At 62.1% G+C, this 23,626-nt stretch carries 24 protein-coding genes; 10 read left to right on the forward strand and 14 right to left on the reverse strand.

Features of this window, described 5'->3' with window-relative positions:
* Positions 1-20: 20 nt before the first annotated feature.
* The 8 genes from GNP00_RS04425 to infC all read right to left on the reverse strand — a co-directional run bounded on the left by GNP00_RS04425 (position 21) and on the right by infC (position 7,549).
* Positions 21-1,007: a Gfo/Idh/MocA family protein gene (locus GNP00_RS04425; protein ID WP_011580021.1), complete on the reverse strand. Its 987-nt coding sequence runs from the start codon at positions 1,005-1,007 to the stop codon at positions 21-23.
* A gap of 22 nt (positions 1,008-1,029) precedes the next feature.
* A complete protein-coding gene (gene pheT, locus GNP00_RS04430; protein ID WP_011580020.1) occupies positions 1,030-3,435 on the reverse strand; it encodes a phenylalanine--tRNA ligase subunit beta in 2,406 nt (801 codons plus the stop codon).
* 25 nt (positions 3,436-3,460) lie between these two features.
* A complete protein-coding gene (gene pheS, locus GNP00_RS04435) occupies positions 3,461-4,546 on the reverse strand; it encodes a phenylalanine--tRNA ligase subunit alpha (protein ID WP_011580019.1) in 1,086 nt (361 codons plus the stop codon).
* Positions 4,543-5,430: an RIO1 family regulatory kinase/ATPase domain-containing protein gene (locus GNP00_RS04440; protein WP_011580018.1), complete on the reverse strand. Its 888-nt coding sequence runs from the start codon at positions 5,428-5,430 to the stop codon at positions 4,543-4,545. Before GNP00_RS04440 ends, pheS begins: the two co-directional genes overlap by 4 nt.
* Positions 5,431-5,534: 104 nt before the next feature.
* Positions 5,535-5,936 (reverse strand): 50S ribosomal protein L20, encoded by a 402-nt coding sequence (gene rplT / locus GNP00_RS04445; RefSeq protein WP_011580017.1) that lies wholly within the window; start codon positions 5,934-5,936, stop codon positions 5,535-5,537.
* A gap of 37 nt (positions 5,937-5,973) precedes the next feature.
* Positions 5,974-6,174: a 50S ribosomal protein L35 gene (gene rpmI, locus GNP00_RS04450; RefSeq protein ID WP_011580016.1), complete on the reverse strand. Its 201-nt coding sequence runs from the start codon at positions 6,172-6,174 to the stop codon at positions 5,974-5,976.
* A gap of 160 nt (positions 6,175-6,334) precedes the next feature.
* Positions 6,335-6,955: a methyltransferase family protein gene (locus GNP00_RS04455; RefSeq protein WP_011580015.1), complete on the reverse strand. Its 621-nt coding sequence runs from the start codon at positions 6,953-6,955 to the stop codon at positions 6,335-6,337.
* 57 nt (positions 6,956-7,012) lie between these two features.
* Positions 7,013-7,549, reverse strand: a complete 537-nt coding sequence (infC, locus tag GNP00_RS04460) for a translation initiation factor IF-3 (RefSeq protein WP_041545100.1) — start codon at positions 7,547-7,549, stop codon at positions 7,013-7,015.
* A gap of 177 nt (positions 7,550-7,726) precedes the next feature.
* Between infC and GNP00_RS04465 the strand changes: the two genes are divergently transcribed.
* The 10 genes from GNP00_RS04465 (at position 7,727) to GNP00_RS04510 (ending at position 16,305) form a co-directional block, all read left to right on the forward strand.
* Complete coding sequence (locus GNP00_RS04465) at positions 7,727-8,500, forward strand: alpha/beta hydrolase (RefSeq protein ID WP_011580013.1); 774 nt, start codon at positions 7,727-7,729, stop codon at positions 8,498-8,500.
* A gap of 150 nt (positions 8,501-8,650) precedes the next feature.
* Complete coding sequence (locus GNP00_RS04470) at positions 8,651-9,067, forward strand: DUF2852 domain-containing protein (protein ID WP_011580012.1); 417 nt, start codon at positions 8,651-8,653, stop codon at positions 9,065-9,067.
* A 111-nt stretch (positions 9,068-9,178) separates the two neighbouring features.
* Entirely contained in the window at positions 9,179-9,934 is a 756-nt protein-coding gene (locus GNP00_RS04475; protein ID WP_011580011.1) for a M48 family metallopeptidase, read from the forward strand.
* A gap of 109 nt (positions 9,935-10,043) precedes the next feature.
* Positions 10,044-10,700, forward strand: a complete 657-nt coding sequence (locus GNP00_RS04480; protein ID WP_011580010.1) for a phosphoribosylanthranilate isomerase — start codon at positions 10,044-10,046, stop codon at positions 10,698-10,700.
* Positions 10,701-10,710: 10 nt separating this feature from the next.
* Positions 10,711-11,931 (forward strand): tryptophan synthase subunit beta, encoded by a 1,221-nt coding sequence (trpB, locus tag GNP00_RS04485; protein ID WP_011580009.1) that lies wholly within the window; start codon positions 10,711-10,713, stop codon positions 11,929-11,931.
* Between the two features lie 2 nt (positions 11,932-11,933).
* Positions 11,934-12,263 (forward strand): divalent-cation tolerance protein CutA, encoded by a 330-nt coding sequence (gene cutA, locus GNP00_RS04490; RefSeq protein ID WP_041544485.1) that lies wholly within the window; start codon positions 11,934-11,936, stop codon positions 12,261-12,263.
* Complete coding sequence (trpA, locus tag GNP00_RS04495) at positions 12,260-13,105, forward strand: tryptophan synthase subunit alpha (RefSeq protein ID WP_011580007.1); 846 nt, start codon at positions 12,260-12,262, stop codon at positions 13,103-13,105. Before cutA ends, trpA begins: the two co-directional genes overlap by 4 nt.
* A gap of 47 nt (positions 13,106-13,152) precedes the next feature.
* Positions 13,153-14,076 (forward strand): acetyl-CoA carboxylase, carboxyltransferase subunit beta, encoded by a 924-nt coding sequence (gene accD / locus GNP00_RS04500; RefSeq protein WP_011580006.1) that lies wholly within the window; start codon positions 13,153-13,155, stop codon positions 14,074-14,076.
* Between the two features lie 29 nt (positions 14,077-14,105).
* Positions 14,106-15,428 carry a bifunctional folylpolyglutamate synthase/dihydrofolate synthase gene (locus tag GNP00_RS04505; RefSeq protein ID WP_011580005.1) on the forward strand — a complete coding sequence of 441 codons (1,323 nt, stop codon included), beginning with the start codon at positions 14,106-14,108 and terminating at the stop codon, positions 15,426-15,428.
* A 127-nt stretch (positions 15,429-15,555) separates the two neighbouring features.
* Positions 15,556-16,305, forward strand: a complete 750-nt coding sequence (locus tag GNP00_RS04510; protein WP_011580004.1) for a metallophosphoesterase family protein — start codon at positions 15,556-15,558, stop codon at positions 16,303-16,305.
* A gap of 3 nt (positions 16,306-16,308) precedes the next feature.
* Here GNP00_RS04510 and GNP00_RS04515 read toward each other — a convergent pair whose 3' ends face one another.
* The 6 genes from GNP00_RS04515 to GNP00_RS04540 form a co-directional block, all read right to left on the reverse strand.
* The gene (locus tag GNP00_RS04515) at positions 16,309-18,639 is read right to left on the reverse strand and encodes a polysaccharide biosynthesis tyrosine autokinase (protein ID WP_011580003.1); all 2,331 of its coding nucleotides are present in this window, start codon (positions 18,637-18,639) and stop codon (positions 16,309-16,311) included.
* Positions 18,640-18,742: 103 nt separating this feature from the next.
* On the reverse strand, positions 18,743-19,639 hold the full coding sequence (gene galU / locus GNP00_RS04520; protein WP_011580002.1) for a UTP--glucose-1-phosphate uridylyltransferase GalU: 897 nt from the start codon (positions 19,637-19,639) through the stop codon (positions 18,743-18,745).
* Positions 19,640-19,764: 125 nt separating this feature from the next.
* Positions 19,765-20,715: a glycosyltransferase family 2 protein gene (locus GNP00_RS04525; protein ID WP_011580001.1), complete on the reverse strand. Its 951-nt coding sequence runs from the start codon at positions 20,713-20,715 to the stop codon at positions 19,765-19,767.
* On the reverse strand, positions 20,712-21,707 hold the full coding sequence (locus tag GNP00_RS04530; protein WP_011580000.1) for a glycosyltransferase family 2 protein: 996 nt from the start codon (positions 21,705-21,707) through the stop codon (positions 20,712-20,714). The genes GNP00_RS04525 and GNP00_RS04530 overlap by 4 nt, the downstream gene beginning before the upstream one ends.
* Positions 21,708-21,727: 20 nt before the next feature.
* On the reverse strand, positions 21,728-22,906 hold the full coding sequence (locus GNP00_RS04535; RefSeq protein WP_011579999.1) for a glycosyltransferase family protein: 1,179 nt from the start codon (positions 22,904-22,906) through the stop codon (positions 21,728-21,730).
* Between the two features lie 222 nt (positions 22,907-23,128).
* Entirely contained in the window at positions 23,129-23,512 is a 384-nt protein-coding gene (locus tag GNP00_RS04540) for a hypothetical protein (RefSeq protein WP_011579998.1), read from the reverse strand.
* Positions 23,513-23,626 lie beyond the last annotated feature (114 nt).

Raw genomic sequence — 23,626 nt, forward strand, 5'->3', positions numbered from 1 at the left:
TTCACGGGCCATCACCAGGTTCAGACGGTCTCCCAGCCGTCTTGCGCCGCGGCGCGGTAGATCGCATCAATCACCCTCTGGTTCCTAAGCGAATCCTCAAGGGTGAAGACCTGCACATCTTCCCCTGCCACGGCACGGGCGAAGGCTTCCGCCTGAAGACGGTATTGCCGCGTATCGCCGAAGCGGAAGACGGTGGACTGCGCATGGTTTGCGTTGTGCAGCGTCACGCGGTCGTCTCCGTAGATGCGCGAATTGAAGGGCGTCTCCACCTCTATGAAGCCCTTATCGCCGTGGAAGACCATCACCTGACGCGCGGCCATCTGGGTGGCCACGTAAAAGCTCATCTCGAAACCTCCGAACTCGGCCTTCACGCTGGCATAGATATCTGTGCCGAAGGTTTGATCGCGCTCAACCGAGGCCTGAATACGGACCGGCTCCTTCCCGGTGACGAATCGCGTGGTGACGGTGGGATAGACACCGATATCCGGCAGACCGCCGCCGCCGAGCTCCAGCTGGTTGCGCATATTGGAGGGGTCGACATTGTGATAGGTAAACGCGCCCTGCACATGGCGCAGCCGGCCGATGGCATCCTCGGCGATCAGCTCGCGCACTTTCCTCCACTGAGGATGGTAGGTCACCATGAAAGCTTCGCAGATCAGAACGCCGTTGCGGTCTCGCGCTTCGATCACCCGGACTATATCCTCGGCCTTGAGCGCGAGAGGCTTTTCCACCAGCACATGCTTGCCCGCATCGGCCGCTTTCACCGCCCACTCCACATGCTGCGAGGTGGGCAGAGGGATATAGACGCCGTCCACCTCCGGCGAGGCAAGCAGCGCTTCATAGGAGGAGAAGGCATTGGGGATGCCGAAGCGCTCGGCGATAGCCTTCCCCCGCGCCTCGTCGCGGCTGGCGATCGCGGTGACGACGCCATTCTCCGCGTCCAGAAGCTGAGGAATGACATGTTCGCGGCCGATCTTGGCCGTAGACAAAATACCCCAACGGAACATGCCCTTCCTCCCTTCCGGTGTTTCAGCTTCTCAGCACGCCACCTGTCTGCTTGCGGACATTTTCGACAATCCGGTTCGCCAGCGCCTCGAAATCCTCATCCGTCAGCGTACGCTCGATCGGCTGGATCGTCACCTCGATTGCGATCGACTTTTTGTCCGGGCCAAGAGCCGCACCTTCGAAAACGTCGAAGACATTCACGTCCGAAACCAGCTTCTTGTCGGCGCTCGCCGCCGCGCGGGTGAGCGTCCCCGCCTCGACCGTTTTGTCGACCACGAAGGCGAAGTCGCGCTTCACCGCCTGGAAGGGCGAGAGGTCGAGACGCGGCTTGGTGCGGGTGGCTCGCGCCTTGGGCTCGGGGATCGCATCGAGGAACACCTCGAAGCCGCAGAGCGGGCCGGACACGTCCATCTCCTCCAGCGTCTTTGGGTGGAACTCGCCGAATGTGCCGAGAATGTTCTTCGGCCCGAGCTTGATCGTGCCGGACCGGCCGGGATGATACCAGTGCGGCCCGCCCGCTTCCACCTGCAGCTTGTCCACGGGTGCGCCGCAGGCTTCGAGCACGGCAAAAGCATCGGCCTTGGCCGCGAAGACGTCGACAGGCGCGGTATTGCCCGACCAATGACGACCCTGCGCGTCAAGCCGCGCCGTGCCACGGCGCAGGCCGGCGGCAGCGCGGCGCTGCTCCTCCGGCTGGTCGCCCTCATAGGCGGCGGACACCTCGAACAGGGCAACATCGGCGAAGCCGCGGTCGGCATTGCGCTGCGCTGCCGCGATCAGGCCCGGCATCAGCGAAGGCCGCATGGTGGACATGTCAGCGGCGATCGGGTTGGCAAGCTTGATGAGCTTCCGGTTCTCCGCGAAGAGCCGCGCGTGCTCTTCCGGGATGAAGGACCAGGTGACGGCCTCCATCATGCCGCGCACGGCGAGCGCACGCTTGGCCTGGCGCGTGCGGATCTGCGCTGCGGTAAGGACGCGCCCGCCGACCGCATCCTTGGCGATCATTGGCTGCGGCTCGATCCTGTTCACGCCGTGGATGCGCATCACCTCTTCGACCAGATCGGCCTTGCCGTCGATATCCGGCCGCCAGGAGGGAACGGAGACCTCAACAACATCGCCAGAACCTTCCGGCTTGAAGCCGAGACGGGAGAGGATGGAGAGGCTTTCATCAGCCGGGACATCGAGACCCGTTAGGCGCTTCACCTCGCTCGTCGGGAAGGTGACGATCTTTGCCGTATGACCGCGGTAGCCGACGACACGCGCCTCGGAGGCTTCGCCGCCGCAGAGATCGATCACCATGCGGGTGGCAAGCTCCAGCCCCGGCACCATGAATTCCGGGTCCACACCGCGCTCGAAGCGGTAACGCGCATCGGTGATGATGCCGAGATCACGGCCCGTGCGGGCGATATTGAGCGCGTTCCAAAGGGCGGACTCGATCAGCACGTCGGTGGTGTTCTCGTCGCAGCCGGAATGTTCGCCGCCCATAACGCCGGCAATGGATTCGACGCCATTGTCATCGGCAATGACGCAGACCTCCGGGTTCAGCTCGTATTCGCGCCCGTCGAGAGCCAACACCTTCTCGCCTGCCTCAGCGCGGCGAATGACGAGATTGCCCTTCACCTTGACGGCATCGAAGACATGCAGAGGCCGGCCACGATCGAAGGTAATGTAATTGGTGATGTCCACCAGCGTGTTGATGGGCCTGAGGCCAATGGCTATCAGCCGCTGCTGCAGCCATTTGGGAGACGGGCCGTTCTTTACGCCGCGCACCAGTCGGAGCGCGAAGCCGGGGCAAAGTTCCGGCGCAAGGATCTTCACATCGACCGGGCAAGCGCCCTTCCCCGCCACCGGCTCGACCGTGCCGCTCTTCAGCTTGCCCAGCCCGGCGGCGGCAAGGTCGCGTGCAATGCCGTAGACGCTCGTGCAGTCCGGCCGGTTGGGCGTGAGCCCAATCTCGATCACCGGATCGTCCAGCCTTGCCCATTTGGCGAAGGATTCACCCACCGGCGCATCGTTCGGCAAGTCGATGATGCCGTCATGCTCGTCGGAAAGCTTAAGCTCGCGCTCCGAGCACATCATGCCGTGGCTTTCCACGCCGCGGATTTTCCCCACCGAAAGCGTGACATCAATGCCGGGGACATATGTACCGGGGGCAGCGAAGGCGCCGACAAGACCCGCACGCGCATTCGGTGCGCCGCAGACCACCTGAATGGGCTTGCCGTCGCCAGTGTCGACCGTCAGCACCTTCAGCCGGTCGGCATCCGGATGCTGCTGGGCGGTGAGCACCTTGGCGATCACAAAAGGCTTCAGCGCCGCCTTGTCATCGACGGACTCGACCTCGAGCCCGATCATCGTGAGTGTTGCAACGATCTCGTCGAGCGTGGCCTCGGTCTCGAGGTGATCCTTGAGCCAGGAGAGTGTGAATTTCATCTTTGGTCAGCCTGCCTGGAAAAAATCAGCTGCTCAGCCCGCCGAACAATGTCGGCAGGTCGAGCGGGCGGAAGCCGTAATGTTCGAGCCAGCGCACGTCGGCATCGAAGAAGGCGCGCAGGTCGGGCATGCCATATTTCAGCATGGCGATGCGGTCGATGCCCATGCCCCAGGCAAAACCCTGGTACTCGTCGGGATCGAGCCCGCCATGGCGCAGCACGTTGGAATGAACCATGCCGCAGCCCAGAATCTCCAGCCAGTCATTGCCTTCACCAAAGCGGATCTCGCCGGGCTTGGAGCGGTCGCATTGGATGTCCACCTCCAGGCTCGGTTCGGTGAAGGGGAAGAAGCTCGGACGGAAGCGCATATTGAGCGACGGCACCTCGAAATAGGCTTTGCAGAATTCGGTCAGCACCCACTTCATGTTGGCGACATTCGCCGTCTTGTCGATTACCAGCCCTTCGAGCTGGTGGAACATGGGCGTGTGAGTGGCATCCGAATCGGACCGGTAGGTCTTGCCCGGAATCACGATGCGGATCGGCGGCTTCTGCGCCTCCATGGTGCGAATCTGCACCGGCGAGGTGTGCGTGCGCAAAAGCTTGCGCTCGCCCTTCTCGTCCGGCTCGAAGAAGAAGGTGTCGTGCATCTCCCGCGCCGGATGGCCCTCGGGGAAGTTCAGCGCGGTGAAGTTGTAATAATCCGTCTCGATATCCGGCCCTTCGGCAATCGAAAAACCGAGATCGCCGAAGATGGCTGCAATCTCGTCAATCACCTGCGTAATAGGATGGATGCGGCCGCGCTCCGCCGGCGGGCGGGGCATCGGCAAGGTGACATCCACCTTCTCGCGCTCCAGCCTTGCTGCAATGGCGATGTCGCGCAGCTCCGCGCGGCGGGCGGCGAGCGCTTCGGTAACGCGGTTCTTCAGCCCGTTGATCGCGGGGCCCATAACCTGCCGCTCTTCGGGCGACATGGAGCCCAGCGTCTTCAGCTTCTCCGAGACCGTGCCCTTCTTGCCCAAAGCTGCAACGCGAACGGCCTCCACAGTCTGCTCGTCGCCTGCCTCGGCGATCTCATCCATGATCTTTTTTTCGAGTTGGTCCAGATCGTTCATGGTCCTTCCTTCACCCCCTCGGCAGAGCCGAGCCGCATTCTATTCAAAGCTTTGGCGTGCGCGCCCGTGGCTCCCAGGGCGCGCTTCAAAAATCGGGTTGCCTGGAGAAAGCGCCGCAGGTCGTTTCCAAGCGCCACATTCTTCAGCATCGCAAGTGGCGGCAACACAGGCGAGAAGAAGCGAACGAGCGAGCCGAGCTGCTCCAGGCTCCCCGTAGGGCCGGCTTCCACATAGGCCGCAAATGCCCTCTCCTCCGTGTCTTCGAGGATGGCTCTGGCCGAAATCTGCATGAAAAGCAGCCAGATGTCGCGTGCCTGCGCAGCGCGCAAGGGCATCACGGTTTCCGGTTCTTCCTCAAAATCCACGAAGCCCCAACGTCCCGCGCTCACGAACATGTCGCGCGTGTGCGGCCTGCCATGGCAAAGGCCGGCGCTGTGGGCATGCGCAAGCGCAGCGGCTGCGCCCACGAGAAGCTCGTCATGCGCCTTCGGATCCAGCGGTTGCAACCGCAACAGCTCGTGCTGCACGATTTCAGCAACGTGAGACAGAACGATTACGGTTTCCCCGCGATGAATAAGCGCGGGGACCTCGAAGCCCGCTTCCCGGAACGCCTGCATCTTGCGCACTTCGCGCTCTGCCATTCCGCGGCGGTCCACACGCCTGGAAGCGCGCAGGAAGGATTTCGGCATCAGGGGGGAGAAAAGCTCGTGCAACTGCTTTGCAATCGGCCGGGGCTCGGCATCGTAACGCTTGATCCAGACCGTGCGGCCGTCAAGGACCGCAGAGGAAATCCGCTGGCCAGCGCTTTGGACCAGGAGACGCAGCAGCGCCTCCTGCGCCGCCGGCGAGGGAAGCTCCTCCTCTATCCTTTCTCCGCTCGTCATTTCAAAAGTCTCTTATGCGTCTTTCAGATCCTAAAGAAAAACCCGCGCCAGCCCTGCCAGCGCGGGTTCCCGAAAATGATCCTCTTGCCTCGGGAGCGCTGGTCTTAAGCGACAGCGCTCTCAAACGCGTTAGGAGTGGTGTTCTTCAGATATTCGAGCGAGGCCTTGGACTTGGCCACGAGCGCGGCGAAAGCCTGCGGCTCATGCACGGCCATGTCGGCCAGAACCTTGCGATCGATCTCGATACCGGCCTTGTTGAGGCCGTCGATGAAGCGGCCATAGGTCAGCCCGTGCTCGCGCGTGGCGGCGTTGATGCGCTGAATCCACAAAGCGCGGAAATTGCGCTTGCGATTCTTGCGGTCACGATAGGCATATTGCAGCGACTTCTCGACCGCCTGCTTGGCGATGCGAATGGTGTTCTTGCGGCGGCCGTAGAAACCCTTGGCGGCTTTCAGGACCTTCTTGTGCTTGGCGTGGGCGGTAACGCCTCTCTTCACGCGTGCCATGGCATGATCTCCTTATACTGTTCCTAAATTCCGCGTCTTAGAAGCTGTAGGGCATGAACTGCTTCACGATCTTCGTATCGGGATCGGAAAGCACCATGGTGCCCCGCGCATTGCGGATGAACTTCTTGGAACGCTTGATCATGCCGTGGCGCTTGCCAGCGGCCTGCACCTTGACCCTGCCCGTGGCGGTCACCTTGAACCGCTTCTTCACGGCAGACTTGGTCTTCATCTTGGGCATTTTGCTTCTCCGAGTTTTTTACGGCGCCAGGCGCCTGGTTTTGACCGGGCCCAAGGCCCGGAAGCATTACGAGCCGCCACGGCATGCCCTGCCGGACGGCTCAAATGAACGGCGCCTCATATCAGCAAGTCGCCACCCGCGCAATAGCGCGACGCCCGCCTCAATAAAAGTGAAAGAGGACCGGAATCATCCCCAGGTCCCGCCCCTTCTCCACCAGCTCGAAAAACGGGATGGAGGCGAAGAAGGCCAGACCGTCAACCAGGGTGCGGTTGAAAACCCGCGGCCGGAAGGTGACCTCCTCCTGATCGCGGAAGAGCCAGGGGCTGGGGACGAAACGCGGCACCCGCTGCACATAAGCAAGATAGGGCGCGCCCAGCGTGGCTCGAAGATAGCGCTCCTCACGGAGCGCCACGAAATAGAACGCGCCGGCACAGAAGAGGCCAGCGAGAAGCGAGATGACGATGCTGCCGGTCTGCGCTCCCACGCCCGCCGCCGCAATCGTCGAAAAGAAATAAAGCGGATTGCGGGTAACCGAGTAAGGCCCGGTGGAGACGAGTTCGGCGGACTTCCGCCCGCCGATATAAAGGATCGACCAGAGCCGCCCTCCAATCCCGATCAGGATGAGGGCGAGCCCGTAGGCCTCGATCAGCTCATGCATCGAGTCTCCCTGCAGCGAGCTGCCGAAGATGAGAAGAATGCAGATGATGCCGATCAGGAAAGCCAGCACATAACGGCGAGAGGACTGGAACGCAGCCATCGCCTTGGCGGTCTCGCCGCTCATTCAGGAAACCCTCTCTGCCGATTCACAGACAAAGGAACGGATCGACCGGCATCTTGGCTATTTCGGGGCGAGCACCATCATCATCTGACGGCCCTCCAGCTTTGGCTCGGCCTCGACCTTGGCAATCCCCTCCACGTCCTCGCGCACGCGGTTGAGCAGCTTCATGCCCAGCTCCAGGTGAGCCATCTCACGGCCGCGGAACCGGAGAGTCAACTTCACCTTGTCGCCTTCCTCGAAGAAGCGGCGCACCGAACGCATCTTCACCTCATAATCATGGATGTCGATGTTCGGACGCATCTTGATCTCCTTGATCTCGATGGTCTTCTGCTTCTTGCGCGCCTCGGCGGCCTTTTTCTGGCTCTGGTATTTGAGCTTGCCCAGATCAGTGATCTTACAGACGGGCGGATCGGCATTGGGCGACACCTCGACGAGATCGAGCCCCGCCTCTTCGGCGATTCTCAAGGCCTCGTCCGTGGAAACAATGCCGCGATTGCTTCCGTCGTCATCGATAAGTTGGACCCGGGGGACCCGGATATCCCGGTTGGAGCGCGGGCCCTCTTTTACGACAGGCGCGGCTTTGAATGGTCTGCGAATGGTCGTTATCTCCCAGTTGTTGACGAAAAGCCTCTTACCCAAAGAACAGGCCGCCGGCTATGTGGGCTTGCAGGGCGAACTGTCAATAGCATAACCCGGCAGAAGAATCACGCCGCAAGAGCAATTTCAGACCTCGGAACAACGAAAATTTCGCGCGAGGGCTAACAGGAGGCGCTAATGGACGAAGGCGAACCCACCCGGATCGAAGTCGAGGGCAACGCGATCGCCGTAAGGCACAGACCGGGCGCCGCGCCGGGGCTCGTATGGCTCGGCGGCTACCGCTCGGACATGAAAGGAACGAAGGTGCAGGCTCTTGATGCCTGGGCGGGGGAGCGCGGCACCGCCTGCACGCGCCACGACTATTCGGGCCATGGCGAGTCGGGTGGCGCGTTCGAAGAAGGGACCATCTCACGCTGGCTGACGGAAAGCCTCGCCGTCTTCCGCCGCTTCACGGAGGGGAAGCAAATCCTCGTCGGCTCCTCGATGGGCGCCTGGATCGCGCTTAGAATGGTGCAGGAATTGCAAAAGGCCGGAGAAGGCGATCGCCTCGGTGGCATACTGCTTTTGGCGCCCGCGCCGGATTTCACGACGGAACTGATCGAGCCGAAGCTGACCGACGCCCAGCGGCAGTCTTTGGAGAGCAAGGACTATTTCGAAGAGCCGTCGGAGTACTCGCCCGAGCCCGACATCTATACCAGGGCCCTCATCGAGGACGGCCGGCGGAACCGTGTCCTTGAGGGCATCATCGACACGCATTGCCCGGTGCACATCCTGCAGGGCATGGCGGACCCCGATGTCCCCTATTCGCATGCCATCCGGCTCGTCGAGCACCTTCCAGCGGACGATGTGACCCTTTCACTGGTCAGCGACGGAGACCACCGGCTCTCCCGCCCGCAGGACATTGATCTGATGCTTAGGGTGGCTGAAGGGCTTATTGATAGGGCGCGATGACATAAATCGTCCTTGCCATCACAAGGTGGCCCATTACCTGAGCCTTACGATTTTTGGTTGCTCATGCCTTGAAAGGGTTCTTGAACCTTCCCATGTCACTTGAACGCGGCCGCGCCCCCGACTTCAACCCTCGATGAGGAACTGGTGACGATGACCAATTCAGCCCTGATCCGCCCGGCTTGGACTCCGGCAACCATCGCCCTGATGGTGATTGGCTTCATGGCATTCTGGCCGCTGGGCCTTGCCATGCTCGCCTATATTCTGTGGGGCGACCGCCTTCATGAATTCAAGCGCGGCATCAACAGCAAGACCGATGGCCTGTTTGCGAATTGCCGCAGGGCGAGCCGCAGCTATTCCATGACCGGCAACATCGCCTTCGACGAGTGGCGCCAGAAGGAACTGGAGCGGCTCGAAGAAGAGCGCCGCAAGCTCGACGCGATGCGCAGCGAGTTTGATGAGTATGTGCGTGAGCTTCGCCGCGCCAAGGACCAGGAAGAGTTCGATCGTTTCATGCGCGATCGCAACAATCGCGGGCCGCAAGGCGACGAGGCGAGCCAAGCCAGCTGAGCAGCCAACGCCCCGACCTCTGCGGCGCCCAACGGGCGCCGTTTTCATTTGCGGAAAATCCCCGCCGCGGCATCTTCCCCCCATCCTTCCCGAATCACGTATTCTGCCCCGATGCTTTCCCGCCTTCTGAAACGCACGCCCTCCAACGCGGTGCCTCCCGCAGAGCGCACGCATGTGGTTGCAGGACGCGAGCTGCCGCTGAAGATCGTCGAGAACGACCGCGCCCGCAGGCTCACGCTGCGGATCGCACCGGGCGGCGAAGGCCTTCGCGTGACTGTCCCCGTGGGGATTTCCTTCCGCGAAGTGAACCGTTTCCTGGAGCGCCACCGTGGCTGGCTCGAAGAAAAGCTGAAGAAACTGCCCGAGCAGCCGCTTGTGCGGCCGGGCATCAAGATACCCGTGCGCGGCGTGCCGCACCTCATCGTGCACGAGCCCGGCACGCGCGGGACTGTGACTGTGACCGCGATCGACGGGCAGCCGGCGCTGGTCATCAATGGCGACATGCGGCACTTGCCGCGCCGGCTGGCGGATTTTTTGAAGCGCGAGGCGAAACGGGAGATCGAACCGCTCGTGGCCCGCCACACTGCCACGGTTGGCCGGCGCGCCAAGGCGATCCGCTACAAGGACACGTCCAGCCGCTGGGGCTCCTGCACCTCCGACGGCACCCTCTCCTTTTCCTGGCGCATCATGATGGCCCCTCCCCTCGTCATCAACTATCTGGTGGCGCACGAGGTGGCGCATCTGAAGGAAATGAACCACGGACCGCGCTTCTGGAAGCTATGCGAAACGCTCTGCCCCGACACGGAGCGCTGCAAGGCATGGCTGAAGAGGAACGGAACAGCGCTGCAGGCGATACGGTTTGGATAGCGAATAGGGAATAGCGAATAGCGAGTAGCAAGCGGCAATTATTCGCTACTCGCTATTCCCTATTCGCTCACTATCGACTCCGCCCTCATTTCATGCCACTTCCACGCCCATGCAACTCGACATTAAAATCTGCGGGCTGAAGACCGAGGACGCCATTGCCGCCGCGCTCGACGGCGGGGCGAGCCATGTCGGCTTCATCTTCTTTCCAAAAAGCCCGCGGAACGTGGATATCGAGACGGCCGCCCGGCTGCGGCATCTGGCGAGCGGGCGCGCGCAGGCCGTGGCGGTGACGGTGGATGCCGACGACGAAATGCTTGATCGCATCGTCGAGGGCATGCGGCCGGATGTGTTGCAACTCCATGGGCATGAGCGTCCGGTGCGCGTGGAAGCACTGAAGAAGCGCTATCATCTGCCGGTGATGAAGGCGGTTTCGGTTCGCGAGGCAAGCGACCTGGAGGTGCTGCCCGCCTATCGCGGCGTGGCCGACCGCTTCCTTCTCGACGCCAAGCCGCCCGCAGGCGCCGAGCTTCCCGGCGGCAACGGCATCCCCTTCGACTGGTCGCTTCTAGCTTCCCTTGACGGGAAAGTGGATTACATGCTTTCGGGTGGTCTGAGCGCGGTCAATATCGGCGAGGCGCTGAGCATCGCCCGGCCGCGCGGCATCGACATTTCCTCCGGCGTGGAACGCGCGCCGGGCGAAAAGGACCCGGATTTGATACGCGCCTTCTTCAGCGCCGTGCGGGCCGCACGGGGCAAGCGCGAGTAACGGAGGCGGCATGAACAAGCCGGTTGAACCAAACTCCTTCCGCACCGGACCCGACGAGCAGGGCATGTTCGGCATCTTCGGCGGCCGCTTCGTGGCGGAAACGCTGATGCCGCTGATATTGGAACTCGAAGAGCACTGGAACGCGGCAAAGAACGATCCCGCCTTCAAGGCAGAGCTCCAGCAACTGGGCGCGCACTATACCGGGCGCCCATCGCCCCTCTATTTCGCCGAGCGCCTGACGGAGCATCTCGGCGGCGCCAAGGTCTATTTCAAGCGCGAGGAATTGAACCACACCGGCAGCCACAAGGTGAACAATTGCCTGGGCCAGATCCTGCTCGCCAAGCGGATGGGCAAGACGCGCATTATTGCCGAGACAGGCGCCGGCCAGCACGGCGTGGCTTCGGCTACCGTGGCGGCGCGTTTCGGACTGCCCTGCGTGGTCTATATGGGCGCGACCGACGTGGAACGGCAGGCGCCGAACGTCTTCCGCATGCGGCTGCTCGGCGCTGAAGTGAAGCCCGTGACTTCCGGCCATGGTACGCTCAAGGATGCCATGAACGAGGCGCTTCGCGACTGGGTGACCAATGTCGAGGACACCTATTACTTGATCGGCACCGCTGCCGGCCCGCACCCTTATCCCGAGCTGGTGCGCGACTTCCAGTCCGTCATCGGACAGGAGACGAAGGAGCAGATCCTTGCGGCCGAGGGCCGCCTGCCGGACATGCTGGTGGCCGCCGTCGGCGGCGGCTCCAACGCCATTGGCCTTTTCCATCCCTTCCTCGATGACAAGGGCGTGGCGATGGTGGGCGTGGAGGCCGGAGGGAAGGGGCTTGAGGGCGATGAGCATTGCGCAAGCCTCACCGCCGGCAGTCCCGGCGTGCTGCACGGCAACCGCACCTATCTGCTCCAGGATTCAGACGGACAGATCAAGGAAGGCCACTCGATCTCGGCCGGCCTCGACTATCCGGGCATCGGGCCGGAGCACTCCTGGCTCAAGGAGGCGGGCCGCGTCGAATATGTGCCGATCATGGATCACGAGGCGCTCGAAGCCTTCCAGCTCCTGACGCGGCTCGAAGGCATCATTCCGGCTCTGGAGCCTTCCCATGCGCTGGCCGAGGTGATCAAGCGCGCGCCGAAGATGGGCAAGGATCAGATCATCGTCATGAACCTTTCCGGCCGTGGCGACAAGGACATCTTCGCCGTGGCGAAGCATCTGAAGATGGATGTTTGAGCATGACGCTCGCCTTCATCGACATATGGGTGAACTGCCCCGACCGGGAGACGGCGGAAAAGATCGCCGATGCCTGCATCGGCGCGAAGCTTGCCGCCTGCGCCAACATCTTCGCACCAATCGCAAGCCGCTATCGCTGGAAGGGCGCAGTGGAGATGACAGACGAAGTGCCACTGCTTCTGAAAACCCGGGCGGAGCATTTCGACGCGGTCTGCGAAACGGTACGCGCCCTGCACCCTTATGAAGTTCCGTCGATCACGGCGACACAGATGTGCAATATCGACCAAGCCTATGCCGACTGGCTGCGCGCGGAAACGAGGGAGCCGGCATGACCACCACCCGAATTGACAGGCTCTTCACCAAGCTGAAAGCCGAGAACAGGCCAGCGCTCGTCACCTATTTCATGGGTGGCGACCCCGATTACGAAACGTCGCTCTCCATTATGAAAGCCCTGCCGGTGGCCGGCAGCGACATCATCGAGCTCGGCATGCCCTTTTCCGACCCGATGGCCGACGGGCCGGCGATCCAGGCGGCGGGGCTGCGCGCGTTGAAAGGCGGACAGACACTGGACAAGACGCTTCGGATGGCGAAGAGCTTCCGGCAGGATAACGACCATACGCCGATCGTCATGATGGGCTACTACAATCCCATCTACATCTACGGTGTAGACAGGTTCCTCACGGAGGCGAGAGCGTCCGGCATCGACGGGCTCATCATCGTCGACCTGCCGCCGGAGATGGACGAAGAATTGTGCGTGCCCGCGTTGAGGGCCGGCATCAACTTCATCCGGCTAGCAACGCCAACAACGGACGACAAGCGCCTGCCCAAGGTGCTCGAAAACACGTCCGGATTCGTCTATTACGTGTCGATGACCGGCATCACCGGCTCGGCGCTGCCGGACACCTCCAAGGTGGCTGGCGCCGTCGCCCGCATCAAGGGGCATACCAAACTGCCGGTCTGCGTCGGCTTTGGCGTAAAGACGGCGAGCCAGGCGCGTGCGATCGGAGCGGCCGCGGACGGCGTGGTGGTCGGCACGGCTATCGTGAATGCGGTTGCGAATGTGCTCGGCCCCGACGGCAAAACAACTGCCGACCCGGCGGAAGCGGTGGCAACCCTGGTGCGCGGCCTTGCCGATGGCGTGCGCGAGGCGCGCATCACGGCCGCCGCCGAATAACGGACAATTTCTCCCGGAATTATATCGGAGAGGAAGGAGCATCTGCCATGAACTGGATTACCAACTACGTCCGGCCGAAGATCAACTCCATGCTCGGCCGCCGAGAGATGCCGGAAAATCTCTGGATCAAGGACCCGGAGTCGGGCGAGATGGTCTTTCACAAGGACTTGGAGGAGAACCAGTGGGTGGTCCCCGCCTCGGGCTATCACATAAAGATCTCCGCCAAGGATCGGCTGAAGCATTTCTTCGACAACGGCGCCTATGAGACGCTGGAAAATCCGAAGGCTGGCGTCGATCCGCTGAAGTTTCGCGATGAGCGGCGCTATATCGACCGGCTGCGCGATGCGAAGGCCAAGACGAACCTGGACGACGCCGTGGTGAACGCGATCGGCCGGATCGAAGGCCTGGAGATCCTCGCAACGGTGCAGGACTTTGCGTTCATGGGCGGATCGCTCGGCATGGCGGCCGGCGAGGCGATCGTTCGCGGCTTCGAGACGGCAGTGGAACGCCGCCTGCCGCTCGTCCTCTTCGCGGCCTCGGGCGGCGCACGCATGCAGGAGGGAATCCTCTCGCTGATGCAGCTTCCACGCACCACAGTGGCGGTGGACAGGCTCAAGGAGGCGGGCCTGCCTTACATCGTGGTGCTCACCAATCCGACGACCGGCGGCGTCACCGCCTCTTACGCGATGCTGGGTGACGTGCATATCGCGGAACCCGGAGCACTTATCGGCTTTGCCGGGCCGCGTGTGATCGAGCAGACCATCCGCGAGAAATTGCCGGAAGGCTTCCAGCGCGCCGAATATCTGAAGGAACACGGGATGGTGGACATGGTCGTCTCCCGGCTTGAGATGAAGGCGACCATAGCGCGCCTCCTGAAAATCTTGCTCAAGGAACAGGCGACCGAGGAAAACGGGAGCCGGCGACTGCCTGCGCCGGAGGCCGCCGTTGTGGAAGCCGCGGTGAACGCCTGATCCCCCCGCGCAAGGTTTCGAGATCCTCTATGAGTGCCGCCGAGCGCGCCATTGACCGCCTGATGGCGCTCCACCCGAAGGGGTTCGACCTCTCGTTGGAGCGCGTCGGCCGCCTGCTGCAGCGCCTTGGCGACCCGCAGGAGAAGCTGCCGCCTGTCATCCATATCGCCGGCACGAACGGCAAAGGCTCCGCCGCAGCCTTCTCGCGGGCGCTGCTGGAGGCATCGGGCCGGACGGTCCATGTCCATACCTCGCCTCACCTGGTGCGCTGGCACGAGCGTTTTCGCTTGGGAAAGCCGACCGGCGGCGAATTCGTGGACGACGACGTTCTCGCTGATGCGGTGGAGCGCGTTGCGGAAGCCAATCGCGGCGAACAGATCACCGTGTTCGAGATTCTCACGGCAGTGATGTTCGTGCTTTTCTCCGAGCATCCGGCCGATGCCGCCGTCGTGGAAGTCGGCCTCGGGGGCCGCTTCGATGCAACGAATGTGATCCGGCATCCGGCAACAAGCCTGATCATGCCGATCTCGCTGGATCATGAAGCCTATTTGGGCGACCGGGTGGAACTCATCGCGGCGGAGAAGGCGGGGATCATTAAGCCGGGCTCGCCCGTCGTAATCGGCCAGCAGGAATGGGACGCCGCGCGCGAAGTGCTCCTCGAGACCGCGGAACGGCTGGACGTGCCCTTCGAAGTTTACGGTCAGGATTTCATCGCCGTCGAGGAAAACGGGCGCATGGTCTATCAGGATGAGGACGGCCTGATGGACCTGCCGCTGCCGCGCCTTGTCGGGCGGCACCAGCTTGCCAACGCGGCGGCTGCCATTGCCGCCGTGAAGGCTGCCGGCTTTTCCATTACCGTCCCCGCGGCCGAACAGGCGATGCTCGGCGTTTCCTGGCCCGGCCGCATGCAGCGGCTCACCGAGGGCCGCCTGGTGGACCTCGCACCCGAAGGCGCGGAAATCTGGCTCGATGGCGGGCACAATCCAGGCGCGGGCGCGGTAATCGCCGAGGCCATGGCAGAAGCGGAGGAGAAACGACCGCGTCCGCTGGTGCTGATCTCGGGCATGATCAACACCAAGGACCAAAAGGGCTATTTCAGCGCTTTTGAAGGAATGGCCCGGCATGTCTACACGGTGCCGGTGCATATGAGCGAGGCGGGCGTGCCTAACAGCGAGCTATCCGCCCGCGCGATAGCAGCCGGCCTGTCCGCCGAGCCGGTCAACTCCGTGTCCAATGCTCTGAAGCTCCTGCGCGACACCTGGGATGACCCGATGCCGCCGCGCATCCTCATCAGCGGCTCGCTATACCTTGCGGGCGAAGTGCTGGCGGAGAACGGCACGCCACCGCAGTAATAAATGGTGCGCAAGGGGGTAAGCCTCTAAATTGGCGTCTTGATTCAACGACTCGGCCGAAAGGCGTATAGAGACGCTGTGAAAGGTCGAAGGAGAGGGTCACGCGCTGAGGCAGAAACTTTTTACCTTGCTGGGCGGAGGCAAGCATGGCGCCGCACGCGCGCGCCTGCGCATCGATCTTCGCGACACAATCGTCTACGCCATCGGCGATGTTCACGGCTGCTTCAAGGAATTGGAGCGGCTGGAGCAGAAGATCGCCGACGACGCGTCAGGCTTCAGCGGCCGCAAGCTCATCATAATGCTGGGGGATTATGTGGACCGTGGACCGGATTCGGCTCAGGTCGTCGAGCATCTCCTACAGAACCCACCGGAAGGTTTTCAGCGCATCTGCCTGGCAGGCAATCACGAAAAATCCTTTCTTGATTATCTGGACGGCGTTCTGGCCCGCGAGGCCTGGCTTGCCACCGGCGGCGGGACCACGCTCCGCTCCTATGGGATCGATCTTTCCTATCTCGCCAATCTCTATTCGGCTTCGGAGATCGACCAGATGGTGCGCTCAAGCATTCCGCCCGCACATGTGGAGTTCTTGCGTGCGCTGCCCGTTATGGCCTATTCGCGCCAGGTGGTGTTCGTTCACGCAGGCATCCGGCCCGGGATCCCGCTTCGGGATCAGCATGAACGCGACCTCATGTTCATCCGCAAGGAGTTTTTCGATCATGCCGGCCAACTGGACCGATGGGTGATTCACGGCCATACGCCGGTAAAGAAACCGGACCTCAGCGGCCGCAGGCTCAACATCGATACCGGCGCCTATATGAGCGGCCGGCTGACCGCCGTGCAGATCGGCGCCGGGCGAGCGCGATTCCTGACCTCATAAGCCTCAGGCCGCCTGCTTCTGCGCCTCGGTATAATAGCTAACATATTCGCCCAGATATTTTTCGGAGCTTCCGAAACCGCCATAGCGCGACAGGGCTTTCATATTCACCTTGTTGAGCACGACACCCAGGACGCGCTCCGTAACGACAGGCTCCGAGCCCAAAACGGAGCGGACGAGCGCCCGCGGCGTTCGCCCCCACTCGACCACGACGATCAGCCCGTCCGTCTGAGGTGCAAAGGCCTTTGCGTCGATCACGGGGCCGAGCGGCGGCAGATCGACAATGATGTAGTCGAAGCTGTCCCTCGCCTCCTCCAGGAAACCGTGCATACCGGCGGAAGAGAGAAGCTCGCTGGTATGCGAAAACTGCCCGCGCACCATGGCCGGCACGATGACAAGGCGCGTTTCGGGATCCATTTTTGCGACCGAGCGCCAGGATTGCCCGTTCATGACCGCCTCCAGAAGACCCTGCTCGCTGTTCATGCCGAGGGATCGGCTCAAACCGGGATTGCGCAGGTCGGCGTCTATGAGAAGCGTTTTCTGGCCATTGACGGCAAGAAGATGTGCGAGGTTTGCCGCAACCGTCGACTTGCCCTCCCCGGGCAGAGCGGAGACGATGCCCAGCACCTTGCTTTGCCTTTCCTGTAGAACCACATCGGCCGCGTATTTGGCGCTGCGCAAGGTTTCCGCGAACATCGAAGAGGGGGCCTTGATCGCAAACCGCGTTTGCCGCCTTGCCCGAGCCGCCAGTCCCGCCGCGGCAGCAGGCTTGGGCGGCGCTTCCTTGCGCCCGCGGCGTGTTTTCTCTTCGTCGCCGAAAGCCGGCAGATAACCCAGAAAGCGGGCGCCGAGCCTATCGCGAATATCGTCTCCAGTGCGGAAAAACCGCTCGTTGAATTCGTTGAGACCCGCAAAGGCGCCGCCCATCATCAGGCCAAGCACCAGTCCCAGTCCAAGCACAAGCGTCGTTTTGGGGCTGGAGGGTGCGCGCGGCACACCTGCCGCGGAGATCACGCGCACGCCTGAGATTGGGAACGTGCTCTGCTGTGTCGCTTCCTCATAGCGGGTGAGGAAGGACTGGTAGAGCGAACTCAGCGCATTGGCCTGCTGCTCAAGCTCGCGCAGTTGCACCAGAGACTGCTTCGCCTCGGAGCTTTCGCCGCTTGCTGCCGCTATGCTTTCCTGCAGCGCCTGCTCGCGCGAAAGCGCCACCTGATATTCGTTCCGATAGCTTGCGGTGAGCTGCGTCAGCTCATCGTGGATTTGCCGCGCCACCTCCGCCTGCTCGCGGCGCAGCGCCACCGCCTGCGAATGGTCTTCCCCATACTGGGCGGAGATTTCCTGCTCGCGCCGGGTAGCATTGAGATACCGTGTCTTGAGCTCCGTCAGGACGGAATTGCCCGATAATTCCTCGGAGACAGTTGCATTTCGAACCGCCTCCTCCGGCCCGGCATCGACGATCTCCTGATATTGTCGATAACGCGCAGAGGCCCGTGCCGTATCAGCCTTTGCGATGGCTATCTGGCTGTTGAGATCGTAAAGGCGGCGATCGGCCATCAGCTCGCCGCTGGCGGCGGAAAGTCCGTTCTCCGCCCGGTACTGCTCGACGGCCAGCGCGGCGCTCTGGGAACTCTCGCGAAGTTCCGCCAGACGCCCCTCCAGCCAGACCGCCGCTTCCTCGGTCGCCTCGAAGCCGGCATTCAGCTGGTCCGCCACATAGGCCTTTGCGTAGGCATTCGTGATTCTGGCCGCGAGGTCGGGATCGTGCGAACGGTACCCGATGGAGATCACCAGGCTTCGGCCGGCGCGTTGCGCGATGATGTTGCGCTGCAGGGTGAGGATGGCTGCCTTGCGGCTGGCGTCGGCCGCATCGGCGTTGTCGGCAGCCACATTGCCGCGCAGGGAACTCACCACCGCGCGCGCATAGCCGATGAGACGTGAGAGAAGCGATTGCGGAGGCTTTAGAAAATTCTCGTCGCGATCAAGCCCCTCCGCATCCACGACCGCTTCGGCGAGCCGCCTCGACCTGACGATCTCGATCTGGCTCAGCATTGCCGAGTCGGTTTCCATCTCCGACGTGAAGGAGGAGGTTCTGTCCACCATCTTGCGCAGGCTCTCGTCGATCAGAACCTGGCTTGCCGCCGTGTAGATGGGTGGCGTGGTGGCAAGATAAAGAACACCGAGGCCAAGCCCGATGAGCGCGCAGAGGATCAGAACGCGCGCCTGCCTGTACAGCATCGCCAGGAGACGCTCGACGTCTATGAAGGTGTCCGTCTCCTGTGGCTCGCTGACAGCCACCGGTACGGGCTCCTTCACGGAAAAGCCGAGATGGTTCATGTCCGATCCTCTTGTCTTTCTCGCGGAAGCTTCATGCGGGTCCGACCACGCATTCGAGCGGCCGCTTCCACCGCGAAGGTGGAAGCGGTCAACGGTCCGCGGCTCAAGCAGCCTGTCCGGTTTCTCTGTCCATGCCGACCATGGCGCGGATGGGCTCGATGACACTTTCCCTGATGTCGTCCCGCTTCAGCGCGAAGGCGACATTGGCTTCGATGAAGCCGGATTTTGAGCCGCAATCGAACATGCGGCCCGTGAACGGCCGCGCATAGAAAGGCTGCTCCCTTAGCAGATGAGCCATGGCGTCGGTGATCTGGATCTCGTTGCCGGCGCCGCGCTCGTGACGGCTCAAGAACTCGAATATCTCGGGCTGCAAGATGTAGCGCCCGTTGATGTAGAAGTTCGACGGCGCATTTTCCGGCGCGGGTTTTTCAACCATGCTGGTGATCTGGAAGCCAGGCACCACCTCGGCACCGCGCCCGACAATGCCGTATTTGCGTGTTTCGCGGGGATGGCATTGCTCTACAGCCAGAACATTGCCGCCTGTGCGGCCATAGAGCTCCATGGCCTCGGCGAGGCAGCCCTTTTTGCCAAAGGAAACCATATCCGGCAGGAGCACGGCGAAAGGTTCGTTGCCCACAATGTCACGGGCGCACCAAACCGCGTGACCGAGGCCGAGCGGTGCCTGCTGGCGGGTGAAGCTCACCGAGCCCGCAACAGGCATCATCTCCTCAAGAAGACGCAATTCCTTGGTCTTGCCTGCCTTTTCGAGCGTACCGGCCAATTCCGGCTGAAGATCGAAATAGTCCTCGATAACGGCCTTGTTGCGCCCGGTGACGAAGATGATGTGTTCGATGCCAGCCTCCAGCGCCTCGTCGACGGCATATTGCACGACAGGCTTATCGACGATCGTGAGCATTTCCTTGGGCAGCGCCTTGGTAGCCGGCAGAAAACGGGTTCCAAGTCCGGCGACGGGAATAACGGCTTTCCTGACTTTCTTCATTGCAATATCCCTTGAGGTATTAGAACTGTGCAGCCGCCACAAAAAAGCGCTGCGGTGTAATCCCCCGTCCCATAGATTGCGGCTTCTTCGCCGCTGTTCTCGTCATCGAAAAACCTGGCCAGATTTCAGGTTGCATGCCCATGGCCCTCGCCTGCCGTCTGGATTCCGTACTGGCGAAGCTCGTTGCCCCCGAGAAGACCGCTTAGCGCACCCGCATGCATCGCCCCGCGCAGGATGTTGCGGTTGCGGCTCATGGTCCATGGTGCGGTGAGGAGAGTGCAGCCCGCGCAATAGGCGATCTTGGCGGCCACCAAGGCAAGTGCGGCGGCAAAGCCCAACCCCGACTTATGATCCGCCAGGAGCCTGCCGTGTGTTTGCCCCACCCGATAGCGCCTGCGCAGCAGCCAGCCGAAGGTGGCGCGGTCCTTGGGCACGATCTCGTCGGTCCAGGCGTCCGGCGCATAGACGATCCTGCCGCCCGCCCGGTAGACCTCATCGAAGAAGGCGGTATCCTCTCCACCGGTCTGGCCCCGGTCGAGGCGAAAGCGGCGGCCGCGTATCGCCTTTGCATCCATGCGCATCAAAACGTTGCAGGTGTAGCCCGTGCGGATCTCGCCGCCCGCGCAAACCGGGAAGGTGGAATGAAAGTCGCCACGGCGCATCCATTCGGGCGCATCCACTCCATAGCCGGCGCGCACCGGGCCGAGCACGACATCCGCGCGGCTACCCTCCGCCGCCTTGACGAGGCGCAGGAGCCACTCCTCCGTCGCCGTCTCATCATCGTCGATGAAAGCCACAAAGCGCGCGTAGCTTGCGTCCAGACATGCATTGCGGGCGAGCGAGATGTTGCGCGCGGGAGCATGGATGTAGTGAACCGGGGGCCGGAGTTCGTCCATCATGCCGATCACGAGGTCCCGCGCGGTGGGACTATCGTCGTTGTCGGCGATAATGATGCTTACCTTGTAGTTTTCAGGAAGCTTCAAACCCGCCAGGGAGCGCAGAGTCTGCGCGAGCGCGGGACGCCGGAACGTGCAGACGCAGATATCTATGGCGTCGGATATGATGGCGTCCGTCATGCCGCTTCCCTCCGCCGCAGCCCGGCCGAGAGAAGCTGCAGCCAAAACCCCGCCGACCAGGCGAAATGCATGATCATGGCCGAAGGCCCGGCAAGGAGGAGCTTGGCGTCGCGTTCCCTGATAGCGAGCATCGCGCCATAGACCAGGCATGTCGCGGCCCACAGAAGAAAGGGAATAGCAGCAAACCAATAGACGAAGGAAAGCGTGGCCAGGATCGCGAAAGGCAGGATCAGGAGCGGCGCCATCTGCCGCACTTTCGGGACGACGCGGTGCTTCAGCACATTGCGCGCCCTGCCCCGGCCATAGCCCAGATACTGCAGGTAGAGGCCCTTGAATGTGGAGCGCGGGTAATAGGTCATCCGTGTCTTGGCGGTGAGCCAGATGCGATAGCCAGCCCGCCGGAGCCGGTGATCGAGCTCCGCATCCTCGTTGTGGCTGAAGCTCTCGTCATAGCCACCTACTGCCGTGAAGGCGCTGATCCGCATGAGCGCATGATGGCCGTGATCGATCCATTCGCCCCAAGCCTTGTGGCGGTGCTTGGAGCCGCCGGTGCCGAGCTTTGAATTCTGCGCAGCAGCCGCAGCACTCTGCACGAGACCGGAGCCTGTGGTCTCCATGGAGACCACAACGGAATCCGCACCCGTCGCCACTGCCTCTTCCAGAAGCCGGTCGCAGTAATCTTCGGGATAGCCGCCATGCGCGTCGATCCGAATGAAATATTCGACGCCCTCGCCCAGAAGATGCACGGCAAGATTGACCGCCGCGCTTTGGAGCCGCTTCTTGTTCTCCAGCAAGAGCACAGCCGGGCTATCAGCGGCGAACCGCGAGACGATCTCCTGCGTGCCATCGGTGCTTCCGCCATCCACGACCACGATCCGGGCGTTGAGACGGCGGGCAGAAGGCTCCAGCAGCCCCAGGAGGGCGCCGATATGCGCGGCTTCATTCAGGCAGGGAATGATGATCAGGCAGGAGGGAGGCCAGCGGTCCGTCATCCGGTCATCGTCTCCATATGTCATGCTTGAGCGAGAGCTTGGGCAATTCGGGGCGGTGGGGCAGCCGCCAGGCGATTGAGCCGTGCAACGAAATCAATGCAGTCCTGCCGGTCACAGCTCCAGGTTTTTCGGTCCACCGCCAGAATGCGGCTGCGCAGCGCCCGGTAGCGAGGCCAATCCATGTCCCCAACGGCACGCTCAAGAGCATCTGGCGTAGCCTCAGGCAGAATGATGCCAAGTCCACGCTCCTCCAGGAAACGCGCGGTTTCCGTATCGCGCATTGCGATCGGCACCGCGCCGAAACGGCAGCCTTCGTAGAGCCGGTTGGGCAGAAGCCACTTCGAATTCTGCCCTTCCTCAAAGAAATCGATAACCCAGGAGAAATGAATTTTGCCGTAGATCGCGGAGAGATCCTCGGGATTGCGATAGGGGCCGTCGAAAGAAAGAAAGGGTTCGCAGGCAATCGCGCCGGCGAAATCCTCAAATTCCCGGAGGGCGGGCCGGCCCCTTAGCGTCACTTGAAAGCGCCCCTCCGAGCGGCGGGAGAATTCCGATAGGACCGCGAGCGAGCGACGGCAGCGGAGCGCGCCAAACCAGCCGATGCGCCAGGGCGGCGCGATGCGCTCTGCTGGTTGGCCATTTGAATCGCCGGTCGGGGTCAATTCAAAATGCTTGTTCTCAACCAGCTCCACGGGTGCGCTCACCTGCCCTCGCGGCAGGAAGTAATTGCGCACGAAAGCCGGCGAACTGGTGATGAGGAGCTTGGAATTGCGCGCGAAATAGCGCTCAAGGAAGCGGAGCCCTTTCCCCAGCGGATCTTGCCGCAGCAGCAGGCGGTGAATATCAAGGCTCTCATAGGCCACGGGAAGATCACCCGCGCCAAGAACCGCCTTTGCCCGAGCAGCAAGCGCGAGCATTTCAAGATTTCGGGCGACAATCACGTCAGGCTTCGCGGTGCCCTTCAACTTCGCGCTAAGTGACGCGGCGGCACTCAGAACCGCAACTACCCGCTGCGCGAATTGACCGTCATGACTGATGCCGAGATCGATCGGGCGGATGCCCTCGATTTCATCGAGCGGCTCTGCGGTCCTGCGGAAGCCCGCGAGCGTCACGTTCGCGCCACCCGCTTTCAACATCATCACCCGACGACGAACCGCCGGATCCGCCAGGTTGAAAACGAGATAGAGCACATGCAGCATTGGACACACCCCATGGTTTGTCCGCCCCCTGGCAAAAGCTATAACAGCCGACGCTGCACTGCAACATACTGTCCAGAATTTCTTCTGAAATTCAGTTTAATTTTTGTTGCAGTGCACATTTTTCAGTCATTTGATGAAATGACTGGCAGATTAGGTCGATATCTCATTAGAATTGTCGCCGCTTCGGGTGACAATTATTTGACAGAAGCGCGATATCACCCTTCAGTGATCGCCAGATGCCTTTTTTGGAACAGAGTCAGCTTCATTCTGCTCCTGGAAAATGGCCCGAGAGCGGGCACGCAGATCGTGCAAAAGCGCGATTTGGCGAGACAGGGCCGCAAGGCGATTCTCATAGTTGATGAGGTCGTCCGTCATCGCGGCGAGCCGGGCGGAGGAGCCCGTCGCGGCCTCTTCATTGTCGATCGCGTCCGCGAGAAAGCCAGCATTCACCGAACTTTCGCTGTAGCGCCGCTCAAGGCCGTTCCGCTCCGCCGAGATCTGGGCGGCGATCTCCTCAAGCAAATTATCCAGTCGCGCAAACCTCTCGCGGTCCGTTTCGCGATCCCGCTGAGGACTCCGGGTCCTGAAGCCAAAGAGTGAGGCCAAACTTCTCTCCGTCCGTCCTTGATTCCTGGCCGGCGCTGCCGGCATGCCGTTCAGCTGCAAGCATCTGCGCAGCTCGGCATTCTATAGAAGCGAATTATGTCCTTACGAAAAGAG

Origin of the sequence: Chelativorans multitrophicus, assembly GCF_011317445.1 — a bacterium.
Taxonomy (GTDB): domain Bacteria; phylum Pseudomonadota; class Alphaproteobacteria; order Rhizobiales; family Rhizobiaceae; genus Chelativorans; species Chelativorans multitrophicus.